This is a genomic window from Burkholderiaceae bacterium (genome assembly GCA_024235995.1).
Lineage (GTDB): Bacteria > Pseudomonadota > Gammaproteobacteria > Burkholderiales > Burkholderiaceae_C > Ottowia.
This window is the reverse complement of sequence record JACKLI010000001.1, coordinates 804,497-830,792: the sequence shown is the minus strand read 5'-3', so window position 1 is coordinate 830,792 and position 26,296 is coordinate 804,497. Positions and strand designations below refer to the sequence as shown.

Sequence of the window (26,296 nt, the reverse complement as noted above, 5' to 3'; positions counted from 1 at the left end):
ACCGATTGTTGATTCAAGGCCATCAAAAACAATGATGGCCTGGCCAGTCTCGTCAGGTGTTGCCGCCCAGCCAGCGCGCATCCCAGGTGCCTTGCCTGATCAACGCCCGCGCCTCACCCGCCAGCGCCTCGAGCACCACCTGCGCCACCGTGCCCGGCGGCTTGTCGGCGGGCGTGGCCAGGAAATAGGTGCGCGCGAGCTCGGGGCGCACCACGCGCGCGGCCACCCAACCCGGCTTGCGCATGGGCGCATCGGGCAACGAGCAGGCCGGCGTGAAGGTGAAGCCCGCGCCGCTCAGATACAGCGAGCGCAACACGCGGGTGGAGTCTTGCTCGTGCACCACGTTGGGCACCACATCCAGCGCGGCCGCCGTTTCCTCCACCTGCCGGCGGATGGCCGAGCGGCGCGATTGCAGCACCAGCGGCAGGCCGATGGCCGAGGCAAAGGCAATGGTGGGGCGCGCCACAGTCCCGGCGCGCGCACGGGAGAGCTTGAGCAGCGGCGCCACGGCGCCATCCATGTCGTGGCCGCAAAAATACATGGCCTCGCGCACCAGCGGCCGGCAGCGCAGGCCGTCCACCGCGGGCGCATCCACCAGCACGCCGATGTCGGCGCGGCGCACCTGCATGGCCTGGCGCACTTGCAGGCTGAGATCGTCCAGCACGAACACGCGAATGCGCGGGTGCGTGTGCTTCAGGCGCATCAACAGCGGCCCGGTGAGCAGCGAGGCCAGCAGGAACGGCAGCGCCAGCGTGACCGAGCCCTCCGGTCCGGTGGGCAGGCGCCGCATGCGCTCGCGCAGCGCGTCGGCATCGCTCAGCAGGCGGCGCGCGTCCTCGTACAACTGCAGGCCGGCGGGCGTGGGCGTGACGCCGGCGTACGAGCGCTCGAACAGCTGCGCGCCCAGTTCGTCCTCCAGCTTCTTGATCTGCGCCGTCAGCGCCGGCTGGGCGATGAACAAGGAGCCCGCCGCGCGCGAGAGGCTGCCGGCCTCCAGCACGGCCGAGAAGTAGCGCAGGGTTCGCAGCTCCATGGGGCGATGGTACGTGCAGCGCGGCGGTTCGCCATACTCGGGGCCATGGACATGCTGCACATTGCCGACCTCGAGGCGGCCATCAACCACTGGCGCGAGCACGCGCCCGCGGGCGTCGATGCCGCGCTGGCGCCCGAGCTGGCGGCGCTGGCCGAGGTGTACGCGCGCATGGTCATCGAGCACCGCGACGAGCAGGACGCGGCGCACCTGCCCGCTGCCGCGCGCCGGGCCTGGCTCGACTGGTACGCCCGCACGCCCGACGCGCCCTGCATCGCCGTGTGCTCCACCGCCCAGGGCGACGCGGTGTGCAAGGGCTGCGGGCGCACCGAGGACGAGGTGCGCGACTGGCCGGCGCTGAGCCCCTGGGCCAAGCGCGCGGTGTGGCGGCGCATCACGCGCGAGGGCACGGCGCTGCGCTATACCCGTTACGTCGAACGCGCGCAGCAGCATGGGCATTCATTTCAAGGCCGTCCCGCAGACAAGCATCCGATGGGATAATTCCCTTCCAAAATCAATGCATTGAAACCATCGGTGGAGGTTTTCATGATGTCGCACGACCCCGCGCCCCAAGCCGTTTTCATTCGCCGCCGCACCGCCTTGGGCTTGGCGGCATCGGGCGTCACCGGGTTGGCCGCTCCGGCCTGGGGCCAACAGGTATCCGCCGACGGCATCCTCAGCGAGGGTTGCGCCATGCATTGGCGCGCGCGTGCGCGCATCAACTCCAGCCTGCCCGACAACTCGTTGAACGAATTCATGATTACGGTGCGCCCCACCAACAATCAACCCGGGATCATGGAGGTCCAGCACTGGTCGAGCGGCTCGACGCTGAACTGGCGCATTCCGATCGGGACCAGCTTTGCCGTGAAGAACGCGGTGGCCACCCTCACGCTGCCCACAGTGCCTGCGGGCACCACCATGGCCTTCGTGTCGGACAGCGCCCTGACCAGCTGGATCGTCAACCCACCCAGCCGCTTTTCCTGGGGCACGCTGTTCACCTGGGGCACGGTGGCGGCATCGGATGTGCATGACAACGGCAATGGCACCTGGACCATCGACCTGGGTGATCTGCCGGCCGGCGCGGGCCGCCTTTTCCAGCTGGTCATGACCATGCCCGTGGGCACCTCGACCGCGCAGGACTTCGACCTCGACATCGACGTGAAAGGCACGTATGGCTACGGCAGCCCCTCCAGCTGCCAACCCGCGCCGGTTCCCGCCAACCACCCCATGGCCCTGCTGGGACTGGGCGCGCTGTCGGCGCTCGCGGCCGGCTGGCATTTGCGCGGCAAGCGCTCGCAGGGCCGTTGAGGCCAGGCGTCGGATGCAAGCCGCCGCCTTGCCTGCATGACGCCGCCATGTTCTAATTGAGGTTGTTGAAGGGGAGTAGCTCCCCGCTTGCGGTTTTCAACCGCGACATCGCCGGCTCGTCAATACGAAGCCCGAGGCCTGTGGGCCTCGGCGTCTTCCGGGCTCGCGGGCCCATGGCACGCACCTCGGCGTGCGCCCCTGGGCCGAGCAAGACCTTCGACCCACACCCCCCTGCCGGGGCCGTGTTCGGTCGAAAGCGCGGCGGTCTTGCCTGGTTTCAAGCATCCACCTGTCTGCCTTGCGCCACCACGCTCCGGTTGGGCTGCCCGCCCCTTTTGCAACCGGAGTTTCTTGCCATGGAATTCATGTCCGCCCCCTGGTGGTCCGCCCTGCTGGCCATCGTCCTGATCGACCTGGTGCTGGCCGGCGACAACGCCATCGTCATCGCCCTGGCCGCGCGCAGCCTGCCCAAGTCCGTGCAAACCAAGGCCATCGTGTGGGGCACCGTGGGCGCCATCGGCGTGCGCACGCTGATGACGCTGGTCGTGGTGTGGCTGCTGAAGATTCCGGGCCTGATGCTGGTCGGCGGCCTGGGCCTGCTGTGGATCGCCTACAAGCTGGTGGCCGACACGGGCGCGGAGAGCGAGGAGCACGGCCCGGCCGCCAGCACCTTCTGGGGCGCGATGAAGACCATCGTCATCGCCGACGCGCTGATGGGCATCGACAACGTGCTGGGCGTGGCCGGCGCGGCGCACGGCGCGATGGATCTGGTGGTCATCGGCCTGCTCATCAGCGTGCCGATCGTGGTGTTCGGCTCCACCCTGGTGCTCAAGCTGGTCGAGCGCTTCCCGATCATCATCCAGCTCGGCGCGGCCGTGCTGGCCTACACTGCCGCCTCGATGATCACCGGCGAGCCACTGCTGGCCGACTGGTTCGGCACCCGCGAAGCGCCCGAGCAGGCGCTGCGCTGGGCCGTGGCGGCGCTGGCCATCGTGGGCGTGCTGGGCGCCGCGCGCTGGGCCACGCGTCGCCCGCGCGAGGACGGCGCGGCTTGATCCGGCTGCGCCCACTGCGTTAAGCTGGGCGCATGATCCTGATCCTGAAATGGCTGCTGTCGGCCTGCGCGCTGCTGCTGATCGCCTACCTCTATGGCGGCGTGCAGGTGGCCAGCTTCGGCTCGGCGCTGCTGGCGGCGCTGGTGATCGGCCTGCTCAACGCCGTGCTGCGGCCGGTGCTGGTGGTGCTGACCATTCCGGTCACGCTGCTTACGCTGGGGCTGTTTTTGTTCGTCATCAACGCGCTGATGTTCTGGGCCGCGTCAGGGCTGCTGTCGGGCTTTCACGTCAACGGCTTCGGCGCGGCGCTGCTGGGCTCGCTGATGTATTCGGCGCTGGGCATGCTGATCGACCGGGCCCTGGGCGGCCGCTGATCAGCTGATCAACGGCGCTGCTTTTCCTCGTCCAGCCGTTGCTGCCGCAGCAGCGCCTGGGCCTCGCGCATGCGGGCATCGACGATGCTGGCCTCGATCAGCGCCGCGCCGTCGCCCGGGTGCTGGCGCGAATAGTCCTGCGCGGCGCGCCAGCGGTCGACGGCGCCGGCGTAGTCCCGCTGCGCCAGCGCGGCCTCGCCCTCGGCGCGCAGCGAGCGCAGCATCTGGCCCTGGGCTGCGTCGGCCTGGGCCAGCGCCTGCCAGGCGCCGGCGTCGTACGCATGGTCGGCGACCCAGGTGCGCAGCTGGGACGCCGCCTCGCCCGCCTGGCCGGTGCGCAGCAGCGCCTGCGTGCGCAGCAGCAGCACGGCGCGGCCGGATTGGCTCAGGCCCCCACGCTCCCCCGCTTCGCGAGGTGCGCTGCCCCCCGAGGGGGCGCTCGCCGCCTTGGGGCGGCCCGGCGGCGGCTCGGGTGCGCCGCCGGGCTCGGGGAGCGGGTTGGCCGTGGCCGCCACGGTGGACAACAGCTGCAGCGTCCGGGGCGCCTGGTCGGCGCGCAGCGCCAGCTCGGCCTGCAGCAGATGCACCTGGCGCAGCGCGCGCGGGTGCTCGGCCATGAGCGAGGCGAGCTGCTCGGCCAGCGCCTGCGCCTGGGGCAGCTCGCGCAGCTCGGCGCGGGCCAGCGCGGCGGCGTAGAGCGCGCCGGCGCGCTGCGCCAGCGGCTGGCGGGCAAAGCCGGGCTGCGCGGGCTCGCCGGCCCAGGCGCGCAGCACGTCGACGCCGGGACGCGAGAGCACCCGCGCGCGGGCGGCGACGAGCACCGTCTCCCAGTCCGTTGCTTCCGGCGCCAGGTGCAGGCTTTGCACGCGCTGCTGCATGTCGGCGATGCGCTGGGTGGTGAGCGGGTGGCTGCGCAGGTAGGGCCAGTCGCCGTTGTCGTCCACGCGCGAGGCAGCCTGCAGCTTCTGGAACATGCTGACGAAGCCCTGGGGCGCAAAGCCGGCCTGGCTCATGACGGCGTAGCCCACGCGGTCGGCCTCGCGCTCCATGTCGCGCGAGAAGTTGAGCTGCTGCTGGGCGATGGCGGCCTGCCCGCCCACGGCCAGCGCGGCGCCGGCCTGCGGGTTCTTGCTGGCGGCGATGGCGCCCGCGACCATGGCGGCAACCAGCAGCGGCATCTGGCGGCTTTGCTGGCCCAGCAGGCGGGCGATGTGGCGCTGGGTGACGTGGCTCATCTCGTGGCCCAGCACCGAGGCCAGTTCGTCGCGCGAACGCACCACGCCCACCAGCCCGAGGTTCAGCCCGAAGTAGCCGCCGGGCAGGGCAAAGGCGTTGATGCTGCGGTCGCGCCCCAGGAAGACCTGCCAGGCGAAGCGCTCGTCCAGCTCGGGCGGCAGCTCGCCGCGCGCGCGGGCGCCCGCCAGCAGCGCACGCCAGATGCCGTCGACGTACTCGCCGATGACCGGGTCGTCGATATGGTCCGGGTCGCGGTACAGCTCGCGGGCAATGGCGTCGCCCAGCTTGCGCTCTTCCAGCGGCGTCATCTCGCCGGCCTCGCCCAGCGAAGGCAGGGCACCGCCGGCCGCGCCGCCCTGGGCTGCGGCCGGCAGCGCGCCCAGCAGCAAGGCCCCCGCCGACACGGCGGCCAGCGCGGCGCGCCGGGCCAGGCGCGCGGCACGCTGGGTGGGTGGATAAAAAAGCGGGCTCATCGGGCAGCAGGGCGCGGGCGCTGCCCCTATGATGCCCCATCCGCCCGCGTGTTCCCGGGCCTTTGTGACCGACTGCCATGCCCGATTCCGCCGCCTCGCCCCTCACCCACTTCGACGCCCAGGGCCAGGCCCACATGGTGGACGTGGGCGCCAAGCCGGCCACGCACCGGGTGGCGGTGGCCAGCGGGCGCATCGAGATGCAGCCGGCCACGCTGGCGCTGATCGAAGCGGGCACGGCCAAGAAGGGCGACGTGCTGGGCGTGGCGCGCATCGCCGGCATCATGGCGGCCAAGAAGACGAGCGAGCTGATCCCGCTGTGCCACCCGCTGGCCCTGTCGCGTGTTGCTATTGATTTCGAAGCTGATGGAGCATATTCAAAGCCGGCCGCAGCCGTTTTCTGCACTGCAACGGTGGAAACGACCGGACCCACCGGCGTGGAGATGGAGGCGCTCACCGCCGTGCAGGTGGCGCTGCTGACGATCTACGACATGTGCAAGGCTGTCGACCGCGGCATGACCATCACCGGCGTGCGCCTGCTGGAAAAGCGCGGCGGCAAGTCGGGGCACTACCGGGCCGACGGCCAGCCGTAGCGCTCAAGGGCTGGCGCCGCTCGCCGCCGGCTGCGGGCGCTGCGCGCCCTCCAGCAGTCGGGCGTTGCCCCGCGTCCAGGTGAGGTAGTCGGCCGGAAAGGCGGCGCGAAAGCGCGCCATGTGCGCCAGCGCCACGTCGTCGCGGCCCAGCAGGCTGGCGGCTTCGATCAGGCGGGTGATGACGCGCGGCTCGGGCGAGTAATGCAGGCTCTGGTCGGCGGCGGCCAGCATCCAGGCGGCGTCGGCGCGCGTGACGGGCTGGGTGGTCACCTCGGCAAAGCGCACGGCGCCGGCAAACAGCCACGAGCGCCGCGCGGCCGCCATGGGGTCCTCGCGCCACCATGACGCGCGCTGCTCGGCCGGCAGGTAGACCTGGCTGACGCGCCAGTAGTCCCAGTCCACATAGGCGGTGGCGGCCAGCAGCAGCGCGGCGGCGCCCAGGCGCAGGCCTGCGGCGCGCCCGCGCCCGGCCGGCATGGGCGCCGCCGCGCGCGTGCGCCACAGCAACCAGGCGCTGATGAGCGCGGCCATCTGGAACGGCCCGTACCACAGCGGATACTCGACCAGGCTGTGCAGCCCGATCACCAGCAGCACGCCCCAGGCCAACTGCCGCGCCGGGTCGGGCTCGCGCCAGGGCGCGCCGCGCCACAGCAGCCACGCCAGCGCAGCGCACACCGCCAGCGCGATCGGCACGCCCAATGTCACCGCCAGGTGCAGCGGCAGGTTGTGCGCGTTGTCCAGGATGACGCAAAAGCGCACGCCGTCGTACCGGGTCATGTAGTGCGCCCAGGCGAGCTCGCCCCAGCCCCAGCCCGCCCACGGCTTGAGGGCGATCAGGTGCAGCACGTTGCGCCACAGCGTCAGGCGGCTGGCGCACGGTCTGTCACCCTCGCTCAGGCGCTCGACCATGTCCCGTCCGATCGCGACGCCGTCCCACTGCGCCAGCAGGGGCAAAACCAGGGCCGCCACGGCATACAGCAGCGCGGCCAGCCCGACACGCCGCCACACCTGCCGCGCCCCCCGCCCCCACCACGCGACCAAGGCCCCGGCCGCCAGCAGCTCGACCAGGCCGATGCGCGACACCGTGGCCGCCAGGGCGACGAGCAACGGCGCGCCCAGCCACGTCGCCCATCGCTCGCCCACGCGGCCACGCTGCTCGAGCATGCGCAGGGCAAGCAGGCCGATCATCAGCAGCGTGGCCAGCTGGTTGGGCTGGCGCAGGTTGCCGAACGCGCGCGCGTTCCCGCTGCCGTTGACCCACGGGTACAGCGGCCCCTCCAGGCTGAAGTACTGCAACAGCCCGATGACGGCACTGAGCAGCGCCGCCACGAACCAGCCCACGGCCACCGCGTCGGCGACCCGGTCTTTGTCCGGGCCCGCCGGCCACAAGGCCAGCAGCAGTGCGGCGCAGGCCATGGACGCCAGGTACGGCTGCACGCCCGCCGTCGGGCCCGAGGTGAAGGGCCACAGCCAGGGCAGGGCCAGCAGCGCGACGAAGCCCAGGCGGCGGATGGACACGGACATGCGCGCGATTGTGCCCAAGGCGTCGGGCAGCCCGGCCGGGGCCGAGAAGTGGGGAATCAGTGGTCCCGCTGCGGCGTCGCGTCGCCGGCGGGACCATGCACGGTGTAGACGAGCTCCGCCTGGCGCCGCCCGCGCACGCGCACGCGGTCGAGCTCCTGCCAGACGAAGTCGCCAGCGCCGGCCTGCTCCATCGTTGCCTGGCTGGCCACCACGTCCACACCGTAGCCGGCGGCCAGCCCCTCCAGGCGCGAGGCCAGGTTGACCGCATCGCCAATCACCGTGTAGGTGCGCCGCAGCGCCGTGCCCATGTTGCCCACCGCGACCGGGCCGGTGCCCAGGCCGATGCCGACCGCCAGCGCGCCATGCCCGGCCGCCGCGCGCTCGGCGTTGAAGGCCTGGATCGCCGCGCGGATGTCCAGCGCCGCCTCGACGGCCTGCCGCGCATGCCGTGGGTTGGCCACCGGCGCGCCCCAGAACGCCATCACGCAGTCGCCCATGTACTTGTCGATGGTGCCCTGGTGGCGCGCGATGACGCCGCTCAGGCGCTCCAGCAGCTCGCGCAGCAGCGCCTGCAGCTCGGCCGGCGGCAGGGTCTCGGCCAGGCTGGTGAAGCCGTTCAGGTCGCAGAACATGATCGTCAGCTCCTCGGTGCGCGCCTGCATGTCGTAGCGCCGGGGATCGCGCTGCATCTGGCGCACCAGCTCGGGCGGCACGTAGCTGGAAAACTGCACGGCCAGCCGATGGCGCGCGCGGCGCTCCACCCCAAAGCCCAGCGCCAGATTCACCACCAGGGTCGCCACGACCAGCATCAGCGGGCCGGCCAGCGGCAGCAGCAGGTGCGCGCCACGGTACAGCACGCTGTCCAGCGCCAGCAGGGCCAGCACGGCGCCGCCACCCAGGGCCAGCGCCCCGCCCAGGCCCAGCCGGGGCAGCACGGCGATGAACAGCACGCCCAGCAGCAGGAGCACGGCCAGCTCATAGGTCGCCGCCCACGGCGGCCGATGCACCAGCCGCCCCTCCAGAGCGCCGGCGATCAGGTTGGCGTGCACCTCCACCCCCGGAAAGGCCTCGCCCGCCGGGGTCGCGCGCACGTCCATCAGGCCCGGTGCGGTAAAGCCCAGCAGCACGTAGCGCCCGCGCAGGCTGCCGGCCGGCAACCGTCCGGACAGCACGTCGGCGGCCGACAGGTACTGGAACGAGCCTCCTCGCATCCCGCCCGCACCCCGGTAGGGCACCGGCACCGTGCCGCGCGCGTCGAGGTGGATCAGCAGCGACTGCGTGGCACCCTGCAAGCGGACCGTGCGCCCGCCTGCCTCGTCCGTGCCCAGACCCAGCGCCGCGCCGCCCAGGCCCAGGCGCAGCATGGCCAGACTCATGGATTCGTACAGCGCGCCGTCGAATCCGGCCACCAGCGGCACCGAACGCACCACACCGTCGGAGTCGGTGACGGCATTGAAGAAGCCGCCCGCGGCGGCGGCGTGGGTCAGCACCGCCAGGTTGGCGCCGTAGCCGCTCCAGTGCAGCAGTCGGGGCCAGGGCGTCTGACCCGCCAGCGGCGCCGGCAACTGACCGGTACGCCGCGCGTCGCGCTCGCTGCTGAAGTAGTAGCCCAGCACCACGGGAGCACCCGCCAGCGCCCGGGCCAGCTCGTCGTCGGGCGCCGGATCGCCACCCGAGGCCGGCCCGCTCAAGCCGGCCTCAGGCTCGGCAAACAGCGCGTCGAGGCCCAGCACCGCGGCCTGCTGGCGCCCGGTCAGCTCGCGCACCAGCTGCGCGATGCGCGCACGCGACCACGGCCAGCGCCCCAGCCGCTGCAGGCTGGCTTCGTCCACGTCGACGATGACGACCCGCGTGTCGCGCGTGCGCGGCATGCTCAGGCCGAGCCGCAGATCCGCCAGCTGGGCGTCCAGCCAGCCGCGCCCCGGCGCAGGCAACCCGCTGAGGGACTGCGCCAGCGCCAGCAGCAGCAGGGCGATGCAGGCCCAGGTGCGCCAGGGGTGGCGCTGCGCGGGGGCGGAAGGCAATCAGGCGTCCAGGTATTCGAGCCGCACGGCCCCCATGACGATCTGGTCGCGATTTTGCAGGGCGATGGGGCCGCCATCGACCGACACGCCATTGACGCTGGGAATGTGCGCGCCCTCCACATGGGCCAGCTCGAAACCATGCGCGCTGCGGCGAATGGCGGCGACCGCAAACCCGCGCCGGCCGATGGTGGTGACCGGTTTGGTCAGCCACAGCTCGCGCCCCCGCGCGGCACCGGTGAGCACACGCACCCGTGCACCCCGGCCGGCCGGCGGCACGGGCAGAGAGGCCAGGTCGCTTTCCAGGCCCTCGACCTCGGCCGCCGGTGCACCGGCGACGGTGCCCGCGTGGACCTGGTAGCGCACGGCGCAGCGTCCGATTTCAATCACGTCGCCGTCGGCCAGGGTCTGCTTGCGCACCGCGCGCCCGTTGACGAAGGTGCCGTTGGTGCTGCCCAGATCCTCCAGCACGGCGGTGTCGCCCACCATCTGGATGAGGGCGTGCTCGCCGCTGACGGCGAGATTGTCGATCACGACGTCGTTGTAGGGACGCCGGCCGATGGTGGACCGGTCCTTGGTCAGCAGCGCTTCCTTGACGACGACACCGTCGATCGAGATGATCAACTTGGGCATGGGCACACTCCCTGTGGCACGGCGAGGCCGGTGGCGCATGCGGGCGGTGGCGCTACGGCACCGGCGCCTGACATCCAGCGGCCTTCAAGCGCCCGCCCACTGGCTCCCGTCCATTGCATCCGGTCCACACGCCGCTCCCGGCCTCACTTCATTTTTTCGGATTACAGGAACATACCGCCAATCGGGTCGTTTTATAGCTATTTTTTCCACCATTTTCCGGTGATTCCTGACTTTTTTATCACTTGCTCCACGTGAATCAGGATGACCGAGACGTTGTCACGCCCACCCGCGGACTTGGCCGCGTCGATCAGCCGCTGCGCCTGCGTGGGCAGCGCAGCGGCGTCGGCCAGGACGGCAGCGATCATCCAGTCGGGCACCATCTCGGTCAGGCCGTCCGAGCACAGCAACAGGGTGTCGCCCGTGCGCAGCGCATGCTGGCTGGTTTCCAGCAGCACCGTGTCCTCCACCCCCAGCGCCCGCGTCACCCAGCTGCGATAGCCCGAGACGGCCGCCTGCTGAGGCGTGATGAGGCCGGCGTCGAGCTGCTCCTGCAGCAGCGAATGGTCGCGCGTGAGCTGCGCCAGCACGCCGTCGCGCCAGTGGTAGGCGCGCGAGTCGCCGACATGGCCCACCAGCACCTGGTCCTCGCGCAGCACGGCCAGCACCACCGTGGTGCCCATGCCGGCGCAGTCCGCGCGGGTGTTGGCGGTCTCGAAGATCCGGCGATTGGCCTGGTCGGTGCTGTCCTCCATGGCGCGCAGCACATCCTGCGCGCTGGCGTCGGTGCCCGCCTCGTCCAGCCAGGCGGCCAGTGCCTCGCCGATGAGCTCAACCGCCATCGCGCTGGCCACCTCGCCCGCGTTGTAGCCTCCCATGCCGTCGGCCAGCACGGCGACGCCGCGCGCCGCATCCACGCGCACGGCGTCCTCGTTGTTGGCGCGCACGCAGCCCACGTCGGTCAGGGCCACGAATGCCAGGTGGGCCAGCGGGGCGGCGCTGAAGGTCATGGCGGGTTCGTTCGCACCCTCTTAGGCCTCGGCGGTGAGCTGCCCGCGCCGCGCCAGCCAGCGCCCCACCAGCACCACGAACAGCGCGCCCATCGCGGCGGCCCCGTAGTGCAGCCACGGATGGCCCTCCAAGGTGCCGATCAGCGTGGTGTCGCCCACGATGGTTTCGCCCGCCACCCAGCCGATCAGCGCGGCGCCCAGCACCACGATGAACGGAAAGCGCTCCATCAGTTTGATCATCAGCGTGCTGCCGAAGATCACCAGCGGAATGCTGATGGCCAGGCCCAGGATCAGCAGCACCATGTTGCCATGCGCCGCCGCGGCGACGGCGATCACGTTGTCCAGGCTCATCACCAGGTCGGCGATCAGGATGGTGCGAACGGCGGCCATCAGGCTGCCGAACTCCTTGTGCTGGCCCTCGCCCTCGTCGTCGTCGCTCAGCAATTGCACGCCGATCCACAGCAGCAGCAGGCCGCCCAAGATTTGCAGATAAGGCAGGGTCATCAGCTCGGCCGCCACCACCGTGAGCAGAATGCGCAGCACCACGGCGGCACCAGCACCCCAGAACACGGCCTTTTTCTGCTGCGCCGGCGGCAAGGAGCGCGCCGCCAGGGCGATCACCACGGCGTTGTCGCCCGACAGCACGATGTTGATCCAGACGATCTTGACCAGGCCGATCCAGAAGTCGGGGGTAAGCAGAAGCTCCATGTCATGTCTCCGGGCGCGCGCCGATCACCAGCGCGAAAAAAAGCCTGCGCAGGTCAACCGTCTGGCAGGCATGGGCGCGCTTGTCGCTGGCCAGTCTAACGCAAGCACGCCCCGAATGCGTGCGTGAAACTGCGTAGTCCGAGCCTTGCGGCCAGCGATCAGATGAGCGCCTTGAGCAGCTTGCCCATCTCCGACGGGTTGCGCGTGACGTGGAAGCCGCATTCTTCCATGATGGCCAGCTTGGCGTCGGCCGTGTCGGCGCCGCCGGAGATCAGCGCGCCGGCGTGGCCCATGCGCTTGCCCGGAGGGGCCGTGACGCCAGCGATGAAGCCGACCACGGGCTTCTTCATGTTCGCCTTGCACCACTGAGCCGCCTCGGCCTCGTCGGGGCCGCCGATCTCGCCGATCATGATCACGGCGTCGGTGTCCGGGTCTTCGTTGAAGGCGCGCATCACGTCGATGTGCTTGAGGCCATTGATCGGATCGCCGCCGATGCCCACGGCCGACGACTGGCCGATGCCCAGCTCGGTGAGCTGCGCCACGGCCTCATAGGTCAGCGTGCCGGAGCGGGAGACAACGCCGACGCGGCCCTTCTTGTGGATATGGCCGGGCATGATGCCGATCTTGATCTCGTCGGGCGTGATCAGGCCCGGGCAGTTGGGGCCCAGCAGCAGGGTCTTCTTGCCGCCGGCGGCCTCCTTGGCCTTCATCTTGTTGCGCACTTCGAGCATGTCGCGCACCGGAATGCCCTCGGTGATGCAGATCGCCAGGTCCAGGTCGGCCTCCACGGCCTCCCAGATGGCGGCAGCCGCGCCTGCCGGCGGCACGTAGATCACGGACACGGTGGCGCCGGTCTGCTTGGCAGCCTCTTTGACCGAAGCGTAGATCGGGATGTTGAAGATCGACTCGCCCGCCTTCTTGGGGTTCACGCCGGCCACGAAGCAGGCCTTGCCGTTGGCGTATTCCTGGCACTTCTCGGTGTGGAACTGGCCGGTCTTGCCCGTGATGCCCTGGGTGATGACGCGCGTGTTCTTGTTGATGTAGATCGACATGGTGTGTGCTCCTGGGCTTAGCGGACGGCGGCGACGATCTTGGTGGCCGCCTCGGCCATGGTGTCGGCGCTGATGATGGGCAGGCCGCTCTCGGCCAGCATCTTCTTGCCCAGTTCCTCGTTCGTGCCCTTCATGCGCACGACCAGCGGCACGGAAAGCTGAACCGCCTTGCTGGCCGTGATCACGCCGGTGGCGATGGTGTCGCACTTCATGATGCCGCCGAAGATGTTGACCAGGATGCCCTTGACCTTGGGATTCTTGAGCATGATCTTGAAGGCCTCGGTGACCTTCTCGGGCGTGGCGCCGCCACCCACGTCCAGGAAGTTGGCCGGCTCGCCGCCGAACAGCTTGATGGTGTCCATGGTGGCCATGGCCAGGCCGGCGCCGTTGACCAGGCAGCCGATGTTGCCGTCCAGGCTGATGTAGGCCAGGTCGAACTTGCTGGCCTGCACCTCGGCCGGGTCTTCCTCGTCCAGGTCGCGCAGGGCCACGATCTCGGGGTGGCGGAACAGTGCGTTGCTATCGAAATTGAACTTGGCGTCCAGGGCGATGATGTTGCCCTTGCCGTCGCGGTTGAGCGGGTTGATCTCGACTAGGCTGGCGTCGGTGTCCATGTAGCACTTGTAGACTTTCTGGCACACGTCCACGAACTGCGCCACCGAGCCGGCCGGCATGCCCACGCCGCGCGCCAGCTCCTCGCCCTGCGCGGCGGTCACGCCCACGAGCGGGTCGACGAACACCTTGACGATCTTCTCGGGCGTGCTGTGCGCCACTTCCTCGATGTCCATGCCGCCTTCGCTGGAGGCGATGAAGGCCACCTTCTGCGTCGCGCGATCGGTCACCACCGACAGGTAGTATTCCTTCTGAATGTCCGCGCCCTCTTCGATGTACAGGCGCCGCACCTTCTGGCCCTCGGGCCCGGTCTGGTGCGTGACCAGCTGCATGCCCAGGATCTGGCCGGCCAGTTCCTTGACCTGATCGATGCTCTTGGCCAGCTTGACGCCGCCGCCCTTGCCGCGCCCGCCAGCGTGGATCTGGGCCTTGACCACCCACACGGGGCCACCCAGCTTCTGCGCCGCCTCGACGGCTTCCTGAACGGTGAACGCGGGAATCCCGCGGGGAACGGGCACGCCAAATTGACGCAGGATCTCCTTGCCCTGGTACTCGTGGATTTTCATGAGGCTCTCTCGGAGTGGGAACGGAAACGCCCGGGCCGCCGGTCCAGCAGGGCTGGCGCCACCCGCGTGCGTGCTGCAACGTGATGCGCCCGTGAATGTATCATGCTGCGGTGCATCAATCACGGCAGGTCGGGTATCGGGCCCGCCGCGCAGGATGCCTTTTCCTTCGCACGAGGACAGCGCGCATGGCTCGGATTTTCATCGACGGCGAGGCCGGCACCACCGGCCTGCAGATCCGCGAACGGCTGCAGGACATGGCCGGCGTGACCGTGGTCAGCATCGACCCGGCACGCCGCAAGGACCCGGCGGCCAAGCGCGAGCTCATGGCCGCGGTGGACCTGGTCATCCTGTGCCTGCACGACGACGCGGCGCGCGAGTCGGTGGCCATGATCGACACGCTGCCGGGCAAGAAGCCCCGCATCATCGACGCCAGCACGGCGCACCGCGTGGCCGAAGGCTGGGTGTTCGGCTTTGCCGAGCTGGCGCCCGGCCAACGCGCCGCCGTGCAGGCCGCCGAGCGCGTGGCCAACCCAGGCTGCTACGCCACCGGCGCCATCGCGCTGCTGCGCCCGCTGGTGGACGCCGGCGTGCTGCCGCCCGACTATCCCGTGACCCTGCCCTCAGTGAGCGGCTACACCGGCGGCGGGCGCACCATGATCGAGGCCTACGAGGCCGGCCACGCGCCCGCCTACGAACTGTACGCGCTGGGCCTGAAGCACAAGCACCTGCCCGAGATCATGAAGTACGGGCGCCTCACGCGCCGGCCGATCTTCATCCCGGCCGTGGGCAACTTCGACCAGGGCATGCTGGTGGAGCTGCCGCTGCACCTGGACCTGCTGCCCGGCCGCCCCGGCGCCGGGCGGCTGCACGATATCTACGCCGCCCACTACGCCGGCAGCGAGTGGGTGCGCGTGGAGCCGGCGCACGAGTCCGGCAAGCTGGATGCGGTGGCGCTGAAGAACAGCGACCGGCTGGAAATCCGCGTCTTCGGCAATCAGGATGCCGGCCACGCGGTGGCGGTGGCGCGGCTGGACAACCTGGGCAAGGGCGCCAGCGGCGCCGCGGTGCAGAACCTGCGGCTGATGCTGGGCCTGGACTGAGCCCGGCCCTGCTGCTGGTTCAGTTCAATGCCCGCTGTTCCAGCGGCTGCAGCAGAAGCGCCGCGGCGTCGGCAAACTCTATCGCCGGCGCGCTGCCGACACGCGCCAGGATGGCTTCCAGCAGCGGGTTGAGCAAGGGCAGCAGCTCACTCACGGACGTCGCCCGCTCCACGCGGCGCCGGTAGGGCGCGCCCGCGTCGCCCAGATGCCGCTCGATGGACTGCTGCATGTATTGCGCCAGCGCGTCGCGCACGCGGGCCTCGCCGCGCGCGGACACCGGCGCGGAGCGGGTGGACAGGTCCTGCGGCACGCTGGCGGGCAAATCCTGCGGGCTGCCGCCGAGCTCGGGCATGGGCGCCGAGGACTCGGCGCCGGGCGTCTCATCCGGGGGCTTGGGATAAATGTAGCCCGACGCCGTCAGCCAGCGCAGGCCGCCCGTGGTGATGGCGTTCTTGCCCACGGTGGACAGCAGATCGGTGCGGGTGCGTCTGCCATCGACCATGCGCAGCAGATCGTGCAGCTCGCGCAGCAAGGCTGGGCGCTCGGCGGCGCATTCGCGCTGCCCTTTGGGGCTCAAGGCGTAGACGATATCCATGGTTGTGCTCTCCCTAACCGGCCGCTGGGGCCGCCGCCTGCTTCAAATCAATCGCCGCAGGCAGGCTGAAATTGGAAAGCAAAGCAGTCCATACCGTCAACGGCAGCGGCGCGATGTTTGTCACGCAAACCGCAAGCACGTTTGCACACAATTCAGCAGGAGTCGCCTTCGTCCGCCCCCGCTTTCAAGACTTTCTGCGCCACGTCGGTGCCAAAGCCCCGCGCCGCCAGGAAGCGCAACTGTCGCGCCCGCTCGGCCGCATCCCGCGGCGGCTGGCCGAAGCGCTTGCGCCAGACCTCCCGGGCGCGCGCCAGCTCGGTGTCGCGCAGCTCGCCGGCGGCAGAGCGGATCAGGTCCTCGGGCACGCCCTTGGCGCGCAGCTCCTGCAGCACGCGCGCGTTGCCCAGGCGGGGCGCGCGGCGGTGCAGCAGCGATTCGGCCACGCGCGCCTCATCGATGAAGCCCTTGGCCGCCAGCTCGTCGAGCACGCGCTCCACGGCGCCAGGCTCGTCTTCATCGGTGACGAAGCGCGCCAGCTTGGCCGCCAGCTCGGCGCGCGAATGCTCGCGCGCGGCCAGGTGGCGCAGCGCGCGCGCCTTCAGGGAAGGTCGCCGGCCCGAATCATCCACCCCGAACTCACGCCTCGTCCGCCTCATCCGCCTCGGCGGCGTCGACCGCCGCTGCCGGCCGCAGGGCGATGCCCAGCGACTCGCGCACCTTGTTCTCGATTTCGCGTGCCAGATCCGGGTTCTCACGCAGGAACTCGCGTGCGTTGTCGCGGCCCTGACCGATCTTCTCGCCGTTGTAGGCGTACCAGGCGCCACTCTTGTCGAGCACCTTGGCGGTCACGCCCATGTCGATGATCTCGCCCTCGCGCGAGATGCCTTCGCCGAACAGGATGTCGAACTCGGCGGTCTTGAAGGGCGGGCTGACCTTGTTCTTGACCACCTTGACCTTGGTCTCGTTGCCGATGGCGTTGTCGCCCTTCTTAATGGTGCCGATGCGGCGGATGTCCAGGCGCACGCTGGCGTAGAACTTGAGCGCGTTGCCGCCGGTGGTGGTCTCGGGGCTGCCGAACATCACGCCGATCTTCATGCGGATCTGGTTGATGAAGATGACCGTGCAGTTGGTCTTCTTGATGGTGGCCGTCAGCTTGCGCAGCGCCTGGCTCATCAGGCGCGCCTGCAGACCGGGCAGGCTGTCGCCCATCTCGCCCTCGATCTCGGCCTTGGGCACCAGGGCCGCCACCGAGTCGATCACCACCAGGTCGATGGCGCCCGAGCGCACCAGGCTGTCGACGATCTCCAGCGCCTGCTCGCCGGTGTCGGGCTGGCTGATCAGCATGTCGGTCAGGTTGACGCCCAGCTTTTGCGCATAGGCCGTGTCCAGCGCGTGCTCGGCGTCGATGAAGGCGCAGGTGCCGCCGAGCTTTTGCATCTCGGCGATGACCTGCAGCGTGAGCGTGGTCTTGCCCGAGCTTTCGGGGCCGTAGATCTCGATCACGCGCCCGCGCGGCAGGCCGCCCACGCCCAGGGCGATGTCCAGGCCCAGCGAGCCGGTGGAGACGACCTGGATGTCCTCGATCGCCTCGCCCTCGCCCAGGCGCATGATGGTGCCCTTGCCGAACTGCTTTTCAATCTGGGCCAGCGCGGCCTGCAGGGCCTTGGCTTTTTCGGTCTTGTCGGCAACGGCCATGTCCATGATGTTCTCCTTGCGATTCGGTGGGTTGGTGCATTCGGCCCCATGGATGAGCGCGGCAGCTGGATGCATGAACAGGACTGTACAGGAATACATTGAATCAGGTAAACCTGTTTTTAAGTCAGTTTGCCTTACCATTGGCCGATGAACGATGAAAGCGTGGACGACCGCTGGCGCCAGACCCACCTGGGGCGCTTGCTGGGGCATGCCATGCGGCGTTTCGACGCGCGCGTGCTGACGCTGATGGCGGCCAGCGAGCGCGCCCCGCTGGCGCTGTCCAACCTGGCGGCGCGCGACAAGGTGGGGGCGGCGATCGTGCACGTCACGCGCCACCTGCCGCTGGCCGGCGCGCGCCTGACCGAACTGGCCGCCTGGGCCGGCATGAGCAAGCAGTCCATGGGCGATCTGGTGGACCAGTGCGAGGCCTGGGGCCTGGTCGCGCGCGAGCGCGATGCGCGCGACGCGCGCGCCCGGCGCATCGTCTTCACCGCCGCCGGACTGGACTGGCTGGCCGCCTTCCAGGCCGCCGTGACGCAGGCCGAGGCCGAGTTCCGCGTCGCCGTAGGCGCCGAGGTGGCCACGGTGGTGGCGCTGGGGCTGGACGCCTACGCCAGCGGGCCTTGATGGCAGGGCGCGCAACTAGAATTTCCTTCCGAGCGTCCGCCGCGGCGCAACCACCGGAGACTCCCATGCGCATCCTCATTGCCGAAGACGACCAGGTGCTGGCCGATGGACTGATGCGCAGCCTGCGCGGTGCCGGCGCGGCGGTCGACCACGTGGCCAGCGGCGCCGAGGCCGACACCGCCCTGCTGGCCAACACCGAGTTCGACCTGCTGATCCTGGACCTGGGCCTGCCCCGGCTGCACGGCCTGGAGGTGCTGCGCCGCCTGCGCGCGCGCGGGCAGACGCTGCCGGTGCTGATCCTGACGGCCGCCGACGGCGTGGACGAGCGCGTCAAGGGGCTGGACCTGGGCGCCGACGACTACATGGCCAAGCCGTTCGCGCTGTCCGAGCTGGAGGCGCGCGTGCGCGCGCTCACGCGCCGCGGCATGGGCGCGGCCAGCAGCGTGATCCACCACGGCCCGCTGGAGTACGACCAGACCGGCCGCGTGGCCCACATCGACGGCCGGCTGATCGATTTGTCGGCGCGCGAGCTGGGCCTGCTGGAGGTGCTGCTGCAGCGCTCGGGCCGGCTGGTCAGCAAGGAGCAGCTGGTCGAGCGCCTGTGCGAGTGGGGCGAGGAAGTCAGCCACAACGCCATCGAGGTCTACATCCACCGCCTGCGCAAGAAGATCGAGCAGGGGCCGATCCGCATCGCCACGGTGCGCGGGCTGGGCTACTGCCTCGAAAAAATCCAAGCCTGATCGGCCTGCAGCCAGCATCCCATCTGCGCAAACAGCTATTCATTCAGAAGCATTGGCGTGAAACTCTTTCAGCGCACCCAGCGCTCGCTGTTCGGCGAGATCCTGGACTGGATGCTCACCCCGCTGCTGCTGCTGTGGCCCATCAGCCTGGCGCTGACCTGGCTGGTGGCGCAAAACCTGGCCAACAAGCCCTTCGACCGCGCCCTGGTCGACAACGCCCAGGCGCTGGCCCAGTACCTGCGCGTCGAGCCCGACCACCGCCTGCACTTCGGCCTGCCGCAGTCGGCCGGCGAGCTGCTGCGCGTCGACGATGCCGACAGCGTCTACTACCAGGTTCTGGGGCCGGGCGGCGCCTTCGTCTCCGGCGCACGCGCCCTGCCGCCGCCGCCCGACCCGCCGGCGGGCGACATGGGCGCCACGGCCGCCGAGCCGCGGCTGCGCGACGCCGAATACCAGGGCGTGCCGGTGCGCGTGGCCGCGCTGTGGGTGCCGCTGGAGGGCCTGCCCGGCCCGGCCCTGGTGCAGGTGGCCGAGACGCGCGAGAAGCGCAGCGTGCTGGCCGCCGAGATCATCAAGGGCGTGATGCTGCCGCAGTTCGCCATCCTGCCGCTGGCGGTGCTGCTGGTGTGGCTGGCGCTGGTGCGCGGCATCCGGCCGCTGTCGGAGCTGGAGCGGCGCATCCGCGGGCGCCGCCCGGACGACCTGTCGCCGCTGGACGAGCACGCCGTGCCGCAGGAGGTGGGCCCGCTGGTGGCCTCGGTCAACGACCTGCTGACGCGCCTGAAGGACTCGATCGCCATGCAAAAGCGCTTCCTGGCCGACGCGGCGCACCAGCTCAAGACCCCGCTGGCGGGGCTGCGCATGCAGGCCGACCTGGCGCAGCGCCAGGGCGCCAGCGAGGCCGATCTCAAGCTCTCGCTGCAGCAGATCGGCCGCGCCAGCATGCGCGCCACGCACACCGTCAACCAGCTGCTGTCGCTGGCGCGCGCCGAGGGCAGCAGCGCGGCGCTGACCCGCCAGCGCTGCGACCTGGCGCTGATCACGCAGGAGGTGGTGCGCGAGGCGGTGCCGCGCGCGCTGCGCCAGCGCATCGACCTGGGCTACGACGGCCCCGAGCCGGGGCAGGACGCCACCTGCCTGCCGGGCAACCCCACGCTGCTGCCCGAGCTGGTGCGCAACCTGGTGGACAACGCGATCAAGTACACGCCCTCGACGCCCGAACGCCCCGGCGTGGTGACGGCGCGGGTGCACGGCACGCATGCGGCGGGCACGCTGGTGCTGCAGGTCGAGGACAACGGCCCGGGCATCCCGGCGGCCGAGCGCGCACACGTGCTGCAGCCCTTCTACCGCGTGCTGGGCAGCCAGGTCGATGGCTCGGGCCTGGGCCTGCCCATCGTCGAGGAGATCGCCCGCCAGCACCAGGCCGGCATCGAGATCGACGACGCCCACCCGGGCCAGACGCCCCCGGGCACCTGCTTTACCGTGCGCTTCAGGCCGCCGGGCGATACAGGCTGAGCTGCAGCTTTTCGCGCTCCATGGCGCGCGCCACCGCCGGCACCTGGGCGGTGCGCTGCGCGTGCGCCCACAGGGTGGGCGTGTCCTCGGGGTTGATGCCGGCGATGGTGCCCCAGCGCAGCAGGGTCAGCGCGTAGGTGTCCAGCGGGCCGCAGTGCGCGCCGCCCAGCCAGTCCTCGCCCGCCGCGTGCGCGGCCCGCACGCGCTGCTGCAGCTCGTCCAGCAGCACCGGGTACTGCGCGCGCGCGTGCGCCTTGATGGCCTGCTGCGCCGCCGCGTCGTCGGTGAACTTCTGCGGCATGAAGATGTGGGTGAAGGTGGGGTGCACCGTGTTGTTCATCCACGCCAGCGCCTCGACGAAACGCGCGCGCGCCAGCGGGTCCTTGGGGATGAAGGCGTTTTCGGGAAACTGGCTGTCGATCCAGGCCACGATGGCCAGGATCTGCGTGATCGCCTGCCCGTCGACCACCAGCGTGGGCACCTGCCCGCGCGGATTGACGGCCAGGTATTCGGGGCTGCGCTGCTCGTTCTTGTGCAGCTTGACGGCCACCGGCTCGAACGTGGCGCCGGCCAGCTCGAGCATGGTGTGCGGCACGAACGAGCAGGCGCCCGAGGCGTAGTAGAGCTTGAGGGTCATCGCGGTCTCCAGAAAATGTCGTGTCGTCCTGAGCATAGCGTGTCGCCGCGCCCCTTCATCCACCCCCTCAATCGCATGGATGCAGCGGCTTGCCCGCCAGCGCCGGGCCCAGGGCCAGCACCTGGGCGCGCAGCGCGGCGTCGGCCTGCGGCAGGCGCAGCTGGTAGGCCACGCCGTCGCGCCGCTCGGTCACCACGCGCGCGGTGCGCACGCCCTTGCGGCCCAGATCGCCCAGCGCGCGCTGGGCCGCCTCTTCGGTGGAATAGCGCCCCAGGGCCACGCCGGGCTCGAAGCCCGCGCCGGGGAGATCGGTGTCCACCCCCAGCGCGCGCAGCTCGGCACGCTTGGCGCGCACCGCGTCCGCGTCGGCCAGCCGGCCGATGTAAACCATCCAGCGGCTGGGCAGCGCCGTGCCGTCCAGGCGCCAGCTGCCGGCCGGCAAACCCGCGACCGCGCTGCGCAGCGCACCCACCTGCTGCTCGTCGAAGGGGCCGGCCTGCAGGCAGGCGACGGCCACGGGTGGCGCAGGCGCAGGGTCGGGCGCCGCGGCCGGTGTCGGCGCGGGCGCCGAGGCCGCCCCGCCGGCGTCCGGCGGCGGGCCGGGGCGCGCGGGCGCGTCCTCGGCCAGGGGATGCAGCCGCAGCGCCTGGGGGTGCAGCGGCGGCGCCGGGCGCTGCGCCTGGGCGGCGCCATCGGCCCCGCTGCGCGACCAGGCCCACAGGCCGGCGTTGGCCAGCAGCAGCGCCAGCACGACGGCGCGCAGCATCAGGGCCCGTCCTCCACCGGCGGGGGAGCCGCCGGCCGCACGCTGACCTCGGCGCTGCTGACCTCGCGCCGGCCGTGCGCCGTGTCCACCTGCAGGGCGCCGTCGGGGCCCACGCCGCGGGCCACGCCCTCGGTGCCGTCGGACAGGCGCACCGGGCGGCGCGCCAGCACGTCGCGCACGTTGAAGCGCGGCGCCAGCGGCGCGAAGCCCGCCTGCTCGAAGCGCTGCACGGCCTGCACCAGCGGCGCCAGGATGCGCGCCAGCGCCGCCGGCGCGTCCACGCCGGGCAGCAGCTCCTGCAGCGCCGCCGGCGGGGTCGAAAAGCCCTCGCCCGGCCGCGGCGCGATGTTCAGGCCCACGCCGATCACCACCTGGCGCGTGGCCTGCGCGGGGGCGACGGCGGTTTCCACCAGGATGCCGGCCAGCTTGCGGTCCTGCCACCACAGGTCGTTGGGCCACTTCAGGCCGATGGCCGGGTGCAGGGCCTCGGCCACCGCCAGGCCGACGGCCAGCGACAGGCCCGACCAGTCGCGCGGCGCCAGCGGCAGGCCGAGCGAAAACGACAGCGTCGCCCCCGGCGCCCCGCCTTGCCAGGGCCGGCCCAGGCGGCCGCGCCCGGCGCTTTGCTGCTCGGCCACCAGCAGCACCGGCATGGCGGCGCCGGCACGCGCGCGGCGCATCAGCTCGGTGTTGGTCGAATCGATGCGGGCGCACACCTCCACCGTCGCGCCGGGCAATGCCGCCGCCAGCGTGGCGCGCAGATCGGCCACCGGCCAAATGAGCGCCAGCGGCTCGCTCATGCCTTCTTGCGCGTTCTGGATTGGGCCTTGGCCTTCGCCTTGCGTGGCACGCCCTCGGCCGTTTCGAGGTCGCTGGACAGCAGGGTGCCGCGGCAGTTGCGGCTGCCGCAGCGGCAGGGGTAGTCGGCCTTGAGCTCGGGCGTGAGCGGCTCGTCGATCACCAGGCCGTAGTCGTAGTTCAGCTCCTCGCCGGCCTTGATGGCGCGCCGCGCCTTGATGAAGATGCGCCCGCCGTCCTCGTCGGCCACGCAGTTGGGCGCGCAGCTGTGGTTGATCCAGCGCGAGGCGTTGCCGCCATGCAGCGCGTCGATCACGCGGTCCTCGTCGATGTGGAAGTAGAAGGTGTGGTTGGGGTCGCTGGGGTCGTGCGGGTGGCGGCGCTGCGCCTCGTCCCAGCTGACGATCTCGCCCACGTATTCGATGATGCGCGTGCCGCGCGGGATGTCCACCAGCGCGAACACGCCCTTGCCGTGCACGCCCGAGCGGCGTACCTGGATGCGGCGGCCCACGCTGGATTTGGCCGGAGACGGAGCGGGGGATTGGTGGACCACGGGAAATTTGCTATGTTGAATTCATGCATGTGCGTGCGCAGGCGCGCGCGTGAGAGCATCGAATTCTAAAGAGCCCCATGAAGACCCTGATCATTGCTGAAAAACCCTCGGTCGCGCAGGACATCGTGCGCGCCCTCACGCCCGTGGCGGGCAAGTTCGACAAGCACGACGAGCATTTCGAGAGCGACACCTACGTGGTCACCAGTGCGGTCGGCCACTTGGTCGAAATCCAGGCGCCCGAGCAGTACGACGTGAAACGCGGCAAGTGGAGCTTTGCCCACCTGCCGGTGATCCCGCCGCACTTCGACCTGAAACCCGTGGACAAGACCAAGACGCGCCTGAACGCGGTGGTCAAGCAGGCGCGGCGCAAGGACGTGACGCGCCTGATCAACGCCTGCGACGCCGGGCGCGAGGGCGAGCTGATCTTTCGCCTGATCGAGCAGTATGCCGGCGGCGCCAAACCATTGGACAAGCCGGTGCAGCGCCTGTGGCTGCAGAGCATGACGCCGCAGGCCATCCGCGACGGTTTCGAGCACCTGCGCAGCGACGCGCAGATGCGCGGCCTGCACGACGCGGCGCGCAGCCGCAGCGAGGCCGACTGGCTGGTGGGCATCAACGGCACGCGCGCCATGACGGCCTTCAACTCGCAGGGCGGGGGCTTCTTCCTGACCACCGTGGGCCGGGTGCAGACGCCCACGCTGGCGGTGGTGGTCGAGCGCGAGGAGCAGATCCGCCGCCACGTGGCGCGCAATTACTGGGAGGTGCACGCCACCTTTGCCGCCGAGGCCGGCAGCTACGTCGGCAAGTGGTTCGACCCGGCCTGGAAGAAAAACCCCGACGACGCCGAACTGCGCGCCGACCGCCTGTGGCAGGCCGCGCAGGCGCAGGCCATCGCCGCCGCCGTGCAGGGCCAGCGCTGCAGCGTGAGCGAGGAGAGCAAGCCCAGCACCCAGGCCAGCCCGCTGCTGTACGACCTGACCAGCCTGCAGCGCGAGGCCAACGGACGCTTCGGCTTTTCGGCCAAGACCACGCTGGCGCTGGCGCAAAGCCTGTACGAAAAGCACAAGGCGCTGACCTACCCCCGCACCGACTCGCGCCACCTGCCCGAGGACTATCTGGCCGTGGCGCGCCAGACCTTCGAGATGCTGGCCGGCGGCCACCAGAGCCATCTGGCCCCGCACGCGCGCAAGGCACTGCAGGACGGCTACGTGCGGCCCAGCAAGCGCATCTTCGACAACAGCAAGGTGTCGGACCACTTCGCCATCATCCCCACGCTGCAGGAGCCCGGCAGCCTGTCGGAGGCCGAGCGCAAGCTGTACGACCTGGTGGTGCGCCGCTTCATGGCGGTGTTCTACCCGAGCGCCGAATACCAGGTGACGACCCGCATCACCACGGCCCATCACGAGGGCACGGACTACAAATTTCAGAGCAATGGCAAGGTGCTGGTCAAGCCCGGCTGGCTGGCCATCTATGGCAAGGAGGCCGACGACGAGGTCGAGAAGAAGGAAGGCGAAAGCAGCAAGTCGCTGGTCGCGGTGCGCCCCGGTGAAATGGTGCAGCACGAGTCCACCGAGATCAAGGCGCTGCAGACGCGCCCGCCCGCCCGCTACAGCGAAGCCACGCTGCTGGGCGCCATGGAAGGCGCGGGCAAGACCATCGACGACGATGAACTGCGCGAGGCCATGCAGGAGAAGGGCCTGGGCACGCCGGCCACGCGCGCGGCCATCATCGAAGGGCTGATCAGCGAGAAATACCTGCTGCGCGAAGGCCGCGAGCTGATCCCCACGGCCAAGGCCTTCCAGCTGATGACGCTGCTGCGCGGGCTGGAGGTGGAAGAACTCAGCAAGCCCGAGCTGACCGGCGAATGGGAATACAAGCTGGCGCAGATGGAAAAAGGCCAGCTCAGTCGCGAGGCCTTCATGCGCGAGATCGCCGCCATGACCGAGCGCATCGTGCGCAAGGCCAAGGAGTTCAACCGCGACAGCGTGCCGGGCGACTACGCCACCTTGCACACGCCCTGCCCGCACTGCGGCGGCGTGGTGCGCGAAAACTACCGCCGCTATGCGTGCACCGGCGCGGATGGCCAAAGCGAAGGCTGCGGCTTTTCCTTCACCAAAACGCCGGGCGGGCGCACCTTCACCATCGACGAGGCCGAGCAGTTTCTGCGCGAGCGCCGCATCGGCCCGCTGGAGGGTTTTCGCAGCAAGGCCGGCTGGCCCTTCACGGCCGAGCTGGCGCTGGTCCGCGACGAGGAAAACAACAACTTCAAGCTCGAATTCGATTTTGGCGAAGAAGCGCGCGCGGCGCAGACCGGCGAGATCGTCGATCTCTCGCACGAGCCCAGCCTGGGCGCCTGCCCCAAGTGCGGCGGCCCGGTCAAGGCCTTCGGCAAGAGCTATGTGTGCGAGCGCAGCGTGCCCACGGCGCAGCAGCCCACGCCCAGCTGCGACTTCAAGAGCGGCCAGGTGATCCTGCAGCAGGCCATCGCCCCTGAGCAGATGGGCAAGCTGCTGGCCAGCGGCCAGACCGACGTGCTGGAAGGCTTTGTCAGCGCCCGCACGCGCCGCCCCTTCAAGGCGCGCCTGGCCTGGAACGCCGAGGAGGGCAAAGTGGGCTTTGCCTTCGAGCCGCGCGAGGGCGCGCGCAAGTACCCGCCGCGCAAGACGGCAAGCGTTGCTACCAAAACAAGAGCTACTGGCGCAGCCCCTACCCGGGCCACCGCCAAGAAAGCCGTTGCCAAGAAAGCCCCGGCCGCCAAAACCGCCAAGGCCCCGCGCGCCGGCACGCTGCAGCCCAGCGCGGCGCTGGCCGCCGCCATCGGCCCCGGCCCCTTCGGCCGCGGCGAGGTGATGAAAAAACTGTGGGACTACATCAAGGCCCACAAGCTGCAAGACCCGCAGGACAAGCGCACCATCCGCGCCGACGCCACGCTGCGTCCCATCTTCGGCGCCGACAGCGTGGGCATGTTCAAGCTGGCCGGCATCGTGGGCGGGCATCTGAGCTGAAACAGGCCGCATCATGGGGGAACGATGGCTGTTGACCGCGATCCGACGGATTCGCGACAATCGATGCCATCGACGG

The 26,296-nt window shown here is 70.5% G+C and carries 26 protein-coding genes; 10 read left to right on the top strand and 16 right to left on the bottom strand.

What is annotated here, in order from left to right; genetic code table 11:
- Window positions 1–52: 52 nt before the first annotated feature.
- Window positions 53–1,033, bottom strand: a complete 981-nt coding sequence (locus tag H6927_04150; GenBank protein ID MCP5217282.1) for a LysR family transcriptional regulator — start codon at window positions 1,031–1,033, stop codon at window positions 53–55.
- Between the two features lie 45 nt (window positions 1,034–1,078).
- On the opposite strand from H6927_04150, the gene H6927_04145 reads away from it, so the two are divergent.
- The 4 genes from H6927_04145 (at window position 1,079) to H6927_04130 (ending at window position 3,767) form a co-directional block, all read left to right on the top strand.
- Complete coding sequence (locus H6927_04145; GenBank protein MCP5217281.1) at window positions 1,079–1,531, top strand: DUF3717 domain-containing protein; 453 nt, start codon at window positions 1,079–1,081, stop codon at window positions 1,529–1,531.
- A gap of 45 nt (window positions 1,532–1,576) precedes the next feature.
- A complete protein-coding gene (locus H6927_04140; protein ID MCP5217280.1) occupies window positions 1,577–2,338 on the top strand; it encodes a hypothetical protein in 762 nt (253 codons plus the stop codon).
- Window positions 2,339–2,694: 356 nt separating this feature from the next.
- Entirely contained in the window at window positions 2,695–3,393 is a 699-nt protein-coding gene (locus tag H6927_04135; protein ID MCP5217279.1) for a TerC family protein, read from the top strand.
- Between the two features lie 32 nt (window positions 3,394–3,425).
- Window positions 3,426–3,767 (top strand): phage holin family protein, encoded by a 342-nt coding sequence (locus H6927_04130; protein ID MCP5217278.1) that lies wholly within the window; start codon window positions 3,426–3,428, stop codon window positions 3,765–3,767.
- A gap of 8 nt (window positions 3,768–3,775) precedes the next feature.
- On the opposite strand, the gene H6927_04125 is transcribed toward H6927_04130, so the two are convergent.
- Complete coding sequence (locus H6927_04125) at window positions 3,776–5,476, bottom strand: M48 family metalloprotease (protein MCP5217277.1); 1,701 nt, start codon at window positions 5,474–5,476, stop codon at window positions 3,776–3,778.
- A 77-nt stretch (window positions 5,477–5,553) separates the two neighbouring features.
- Between H6927_04125 and moaC the strand changes: the two genes are divergently transcribed.
- On the top strand, window positions 5,554–6,066 hold the full coding sequence (gene moaC, locus H6927_04120) for a cyclic pyranopterin monophosphate synthase MoaC (GenBank protein ID MCP5217276.1): 513 nt from the start codon (window positions 5,554–5,556) through the stop codon (window positions 6,064–6,066).
- A 3-nt stretch (window positions 6,067–6,069) separates the two neighbouring features.
- On the opposite strand, the gene H6927_04115 is transcribed toward moaC, so the two are convergent.
- From H6927_04115 to sucC, 7 genes are all read right to left on the bottom strand, one after another.
- Window positions 6,070–7,590, bottom strand: a complete 1,521-nt coding sequence (locus H6927_04115) for an O-antigen ligase C-terminal domain-containing protein (protein ID MCP5217275.1) — start codon at window positions 7,588–7,590, stop codon at window positions 6,070–6,072.
- Window positions 7,591–7,646: 56 nt separating this feature from the next.
- The gene (locus H6927_04110; protein MCP5217274.1) at window positions 7,647–9,614 is read right to left on the bottom strand and encodes an adenylate/guanylate cyclase domain-containing protein; all 1,968 of its coding nucleotides are present in this window, start codon (window positions 9,612–9,614) and stop codon (window positions 7,647–7,649) included.
- Window positions 9,615–10,244, bottom strand: a complete 630-nt coding sequence (locus H6927_04105) for an FHA domain-containing protein (protein ID MCP5217273.1) — start codon at window positions 10,242–10,244, stop codon at window positions 9,615–9,617. It abuts the gene before it with no gap.
- 197 nt (window positions 10,245–10,441) lie between these two features.
- Entirely contained in the window at window positions 10,442–11,251 is an 810-nt protein-coding gene (locus H6927_04100; GenBank protein MCP5217272.1) for a Stp1/IreP family PP2C-type Ser/Thr phosphatase, read from the bottom strand.
- Between the two features lie 21 nt (window positions 11,252–11,272).
- Window positions 11,273–11,959 carry a TerC family protein gene (locus tag H6927_04095; GenBank protein MCP5217271.1) on the bottom strand — a complete coding sequence of 229 codons (687 nt, stop codon included), beginning with the start codon at window positions 11,957–11,959 and terminating at the stop codon, window positions 11,273–11,275.
- A gap of 158 nt (window positions 11,960–12,117) precedes the next feature.
- Window positions 12,118–13,011 (bottom strand): succinate--CoA ligase subunit alpha, encoded by an 894-nt coding sequence (gene sucD / locus H6927_04090; protein MCP5217270.1) that lies wholly within the window; start codon window positions 13,009–13,011, stop codon window positions 12,118–12,120.
- Between the two features lie 17 nt (window positions 13,012–13,028).
- A complete protein-coding gene (gene sucC, locus H6927_04085) occupies window positions 13,029–14,189 on the bottom strand; it encodes an ADP-forming succinate--CoA ligase subunit beta (GenBank protein MCP5217269.1) in 1,161 nt (386 codons plus the stop codon).
- 185 nt (window positions 14,190–14,374) lie between these two features.
- Between sucC and argC the strand changes: the two genes are divergently transcribed.
- Window positions 14,375–15,289, top strand: a complete 915-nt coding sequence (gene argC / locus H6927_04080) for an N-acetyl-gamma-glutamyl-phosphate reductase (protein MCP5217268.1) — start codon at window positions 14,375–14,377, stop codon at window positions 15,287–15,289.
- 19 nt (window positions 15,290–15,308) lie between these two features.
- Here the strand turns inward: argC and H6927_04075 are convergent, their stop codons facing one another.
- The 3 genes from H6927_04075 to recA form a co-directional block, all read right to left on the bottom strand.
- Window positions 15,309–15,884: a hypothetical protein gene (locus H6927_04075; protein ID MCP5217267.1), complete on the bottom strand. Its 576-nt coding sequence runs from the start codon at window positions 15,882–15,884 to the stop codon at window positions 15,309–15,311.
- A gap of 152 nt (window positions 15,885–16,036) precedes the next feature.
- The gene (gene recX, locus H6927_04070; protein MCP5217266.1) at window positions 16,037–16,540 is read right to left on the bottom strand and encodes a recombination regulator RecX; all 504 of its coding nucleotides are present in this window, start codon (window positions 16,538–16,540) and stop codon (window positions 16,037–16,039) included.
- Window positions 16,521–17,585, bottom strand: a complete 1,065-nt coding sequence (recA, locus tag H6927_04065; GenBank protein MCP5217265.1) for a recombinase RecA — start codon at window positions 17,583–17,585, stop codon at window positions 16,521–16,523. The genes recX and recA overlap by 20 nt, the downstream gene beginning before the upstream one ends.
- 141 nt (window positions 17,586–17,726) lie before the next feature.
- Here recA and H6927_04060 point away from each other — a divergent pair, with 141 nt between their 5' ends.
- The 3 genes from H6927_04060 (at window position 17,727) to H6927_04050 (ending at window position 20,461) form a co-directional block, all read left to right on the top strand.
- Window positions 17,727–18,206: a winged helix DNA-binding protein gene (locus H6927_04060; protein MCP5217264.1), complete on the top strand. Its 480-nt coding sequence runs from the start codon at window positions 17,727–17,729 to the stop codon at window positions 18,204–18,206.
- Window positions 18,207–18,271: 65 nt separating this feature from the next.
- Window positions 18,272–18,946 (top strand): response regulator transcription factor, encoded by a 675-nt coding sequence (locus H6927_04055; GenBank protein MCP5217263.1) that lies wholly within the window; start codon window positions 18,272–18,274, stop codon window positions 18,944–18,946.
- 57 nt (window positions 18,947–19,003) lie between these two features.
- Entirely contained in the window at window positions 19,004–20,461 is a 1,458-nt protein-coding gene (locus H6927_04050; GenBank protein MCP5217262.1) for a sensor histidine kinase N-terminal domain-containing protein, read from the top strand.
- Here H6927_04050 and H6927_04045 read toward each other — a convergent pair.
- The 4 genes from H6927_04045 to H6927_04030 form a co-directional block, all read right to left on the bottom strand.
- Window positions 20,436–21,098, bottom strand: a complete 663-nt coding sequence (locus tag H6927_04045) for a glutathione S-transferase N-terminal domain-containing protein (protein ID MCP5217261.1) — start codon at window positions 21,096–21,098, stop codon at window positions 20,436–20,438. The genes H6927_04050 and H6927_04045 overlap by 26 nt on opposite strands.
- Before the next feature lie 67 nt (window positions 21,099–21,165).
- Window positions 21,166–21,864 (bottom strand): SPOR domain-containing protein, encoded by a 699-nt coding sequence (locus H6927_04040; protein ID MCP5217260.1) that lies wholly within the window; start codon window positions 21,862–21,864, stop codon window positions 21,166–21,168.
- On the bottom strand, window positions 21,864–22,664 hold the full coding sequence (locus tag H6927_04035) for a biotin--[acetyl-CoA-carboxylase] ligase (GenBank protein MCP5217259.1): 801 nt from the start codon (window positions 22,662–22,664) through the stop codon (window positions 21,864–21,866). Before H6927_04035 ends, H6927_04040 begins: the two co-directional genes overlap by 1 nt.
- Window positions 22,661–23,215 carry an SET domain-containing protein-lysine N-methyltransferase gene (locus H6927_04030; GenBank protein MCP5217258.1) on the bottom strand — a complete coding sequence of 185 codons (555 nt, stop codon included), beginning with the start codon at window positions 23,213–23,215 and terminating at the stop codon, window positions 22,661–22,663. The genes H6927_04035 and H6927_04030 overlap by 4 nt, the downstream gene beginning before the upstream one ends.
- Before the next feature lie 77 nt (window positions 23,216–23,292).
- Between H6927_04030 and H6927_04025 the strand changes: the two genes are divergently transcribed.
- Window positions 23,293–26,220, top strand: coding sequence for a DNA topoisomerase III (locus tag H6927_04025; GenBank protein MCP5217257.1), 2,928 nt, complete (start codon window positions 23,293–23,295; stop codon window positions 26,218–26,220).
- Window positions 26,221–26,296: the final 76 nt, after the last annotated feature.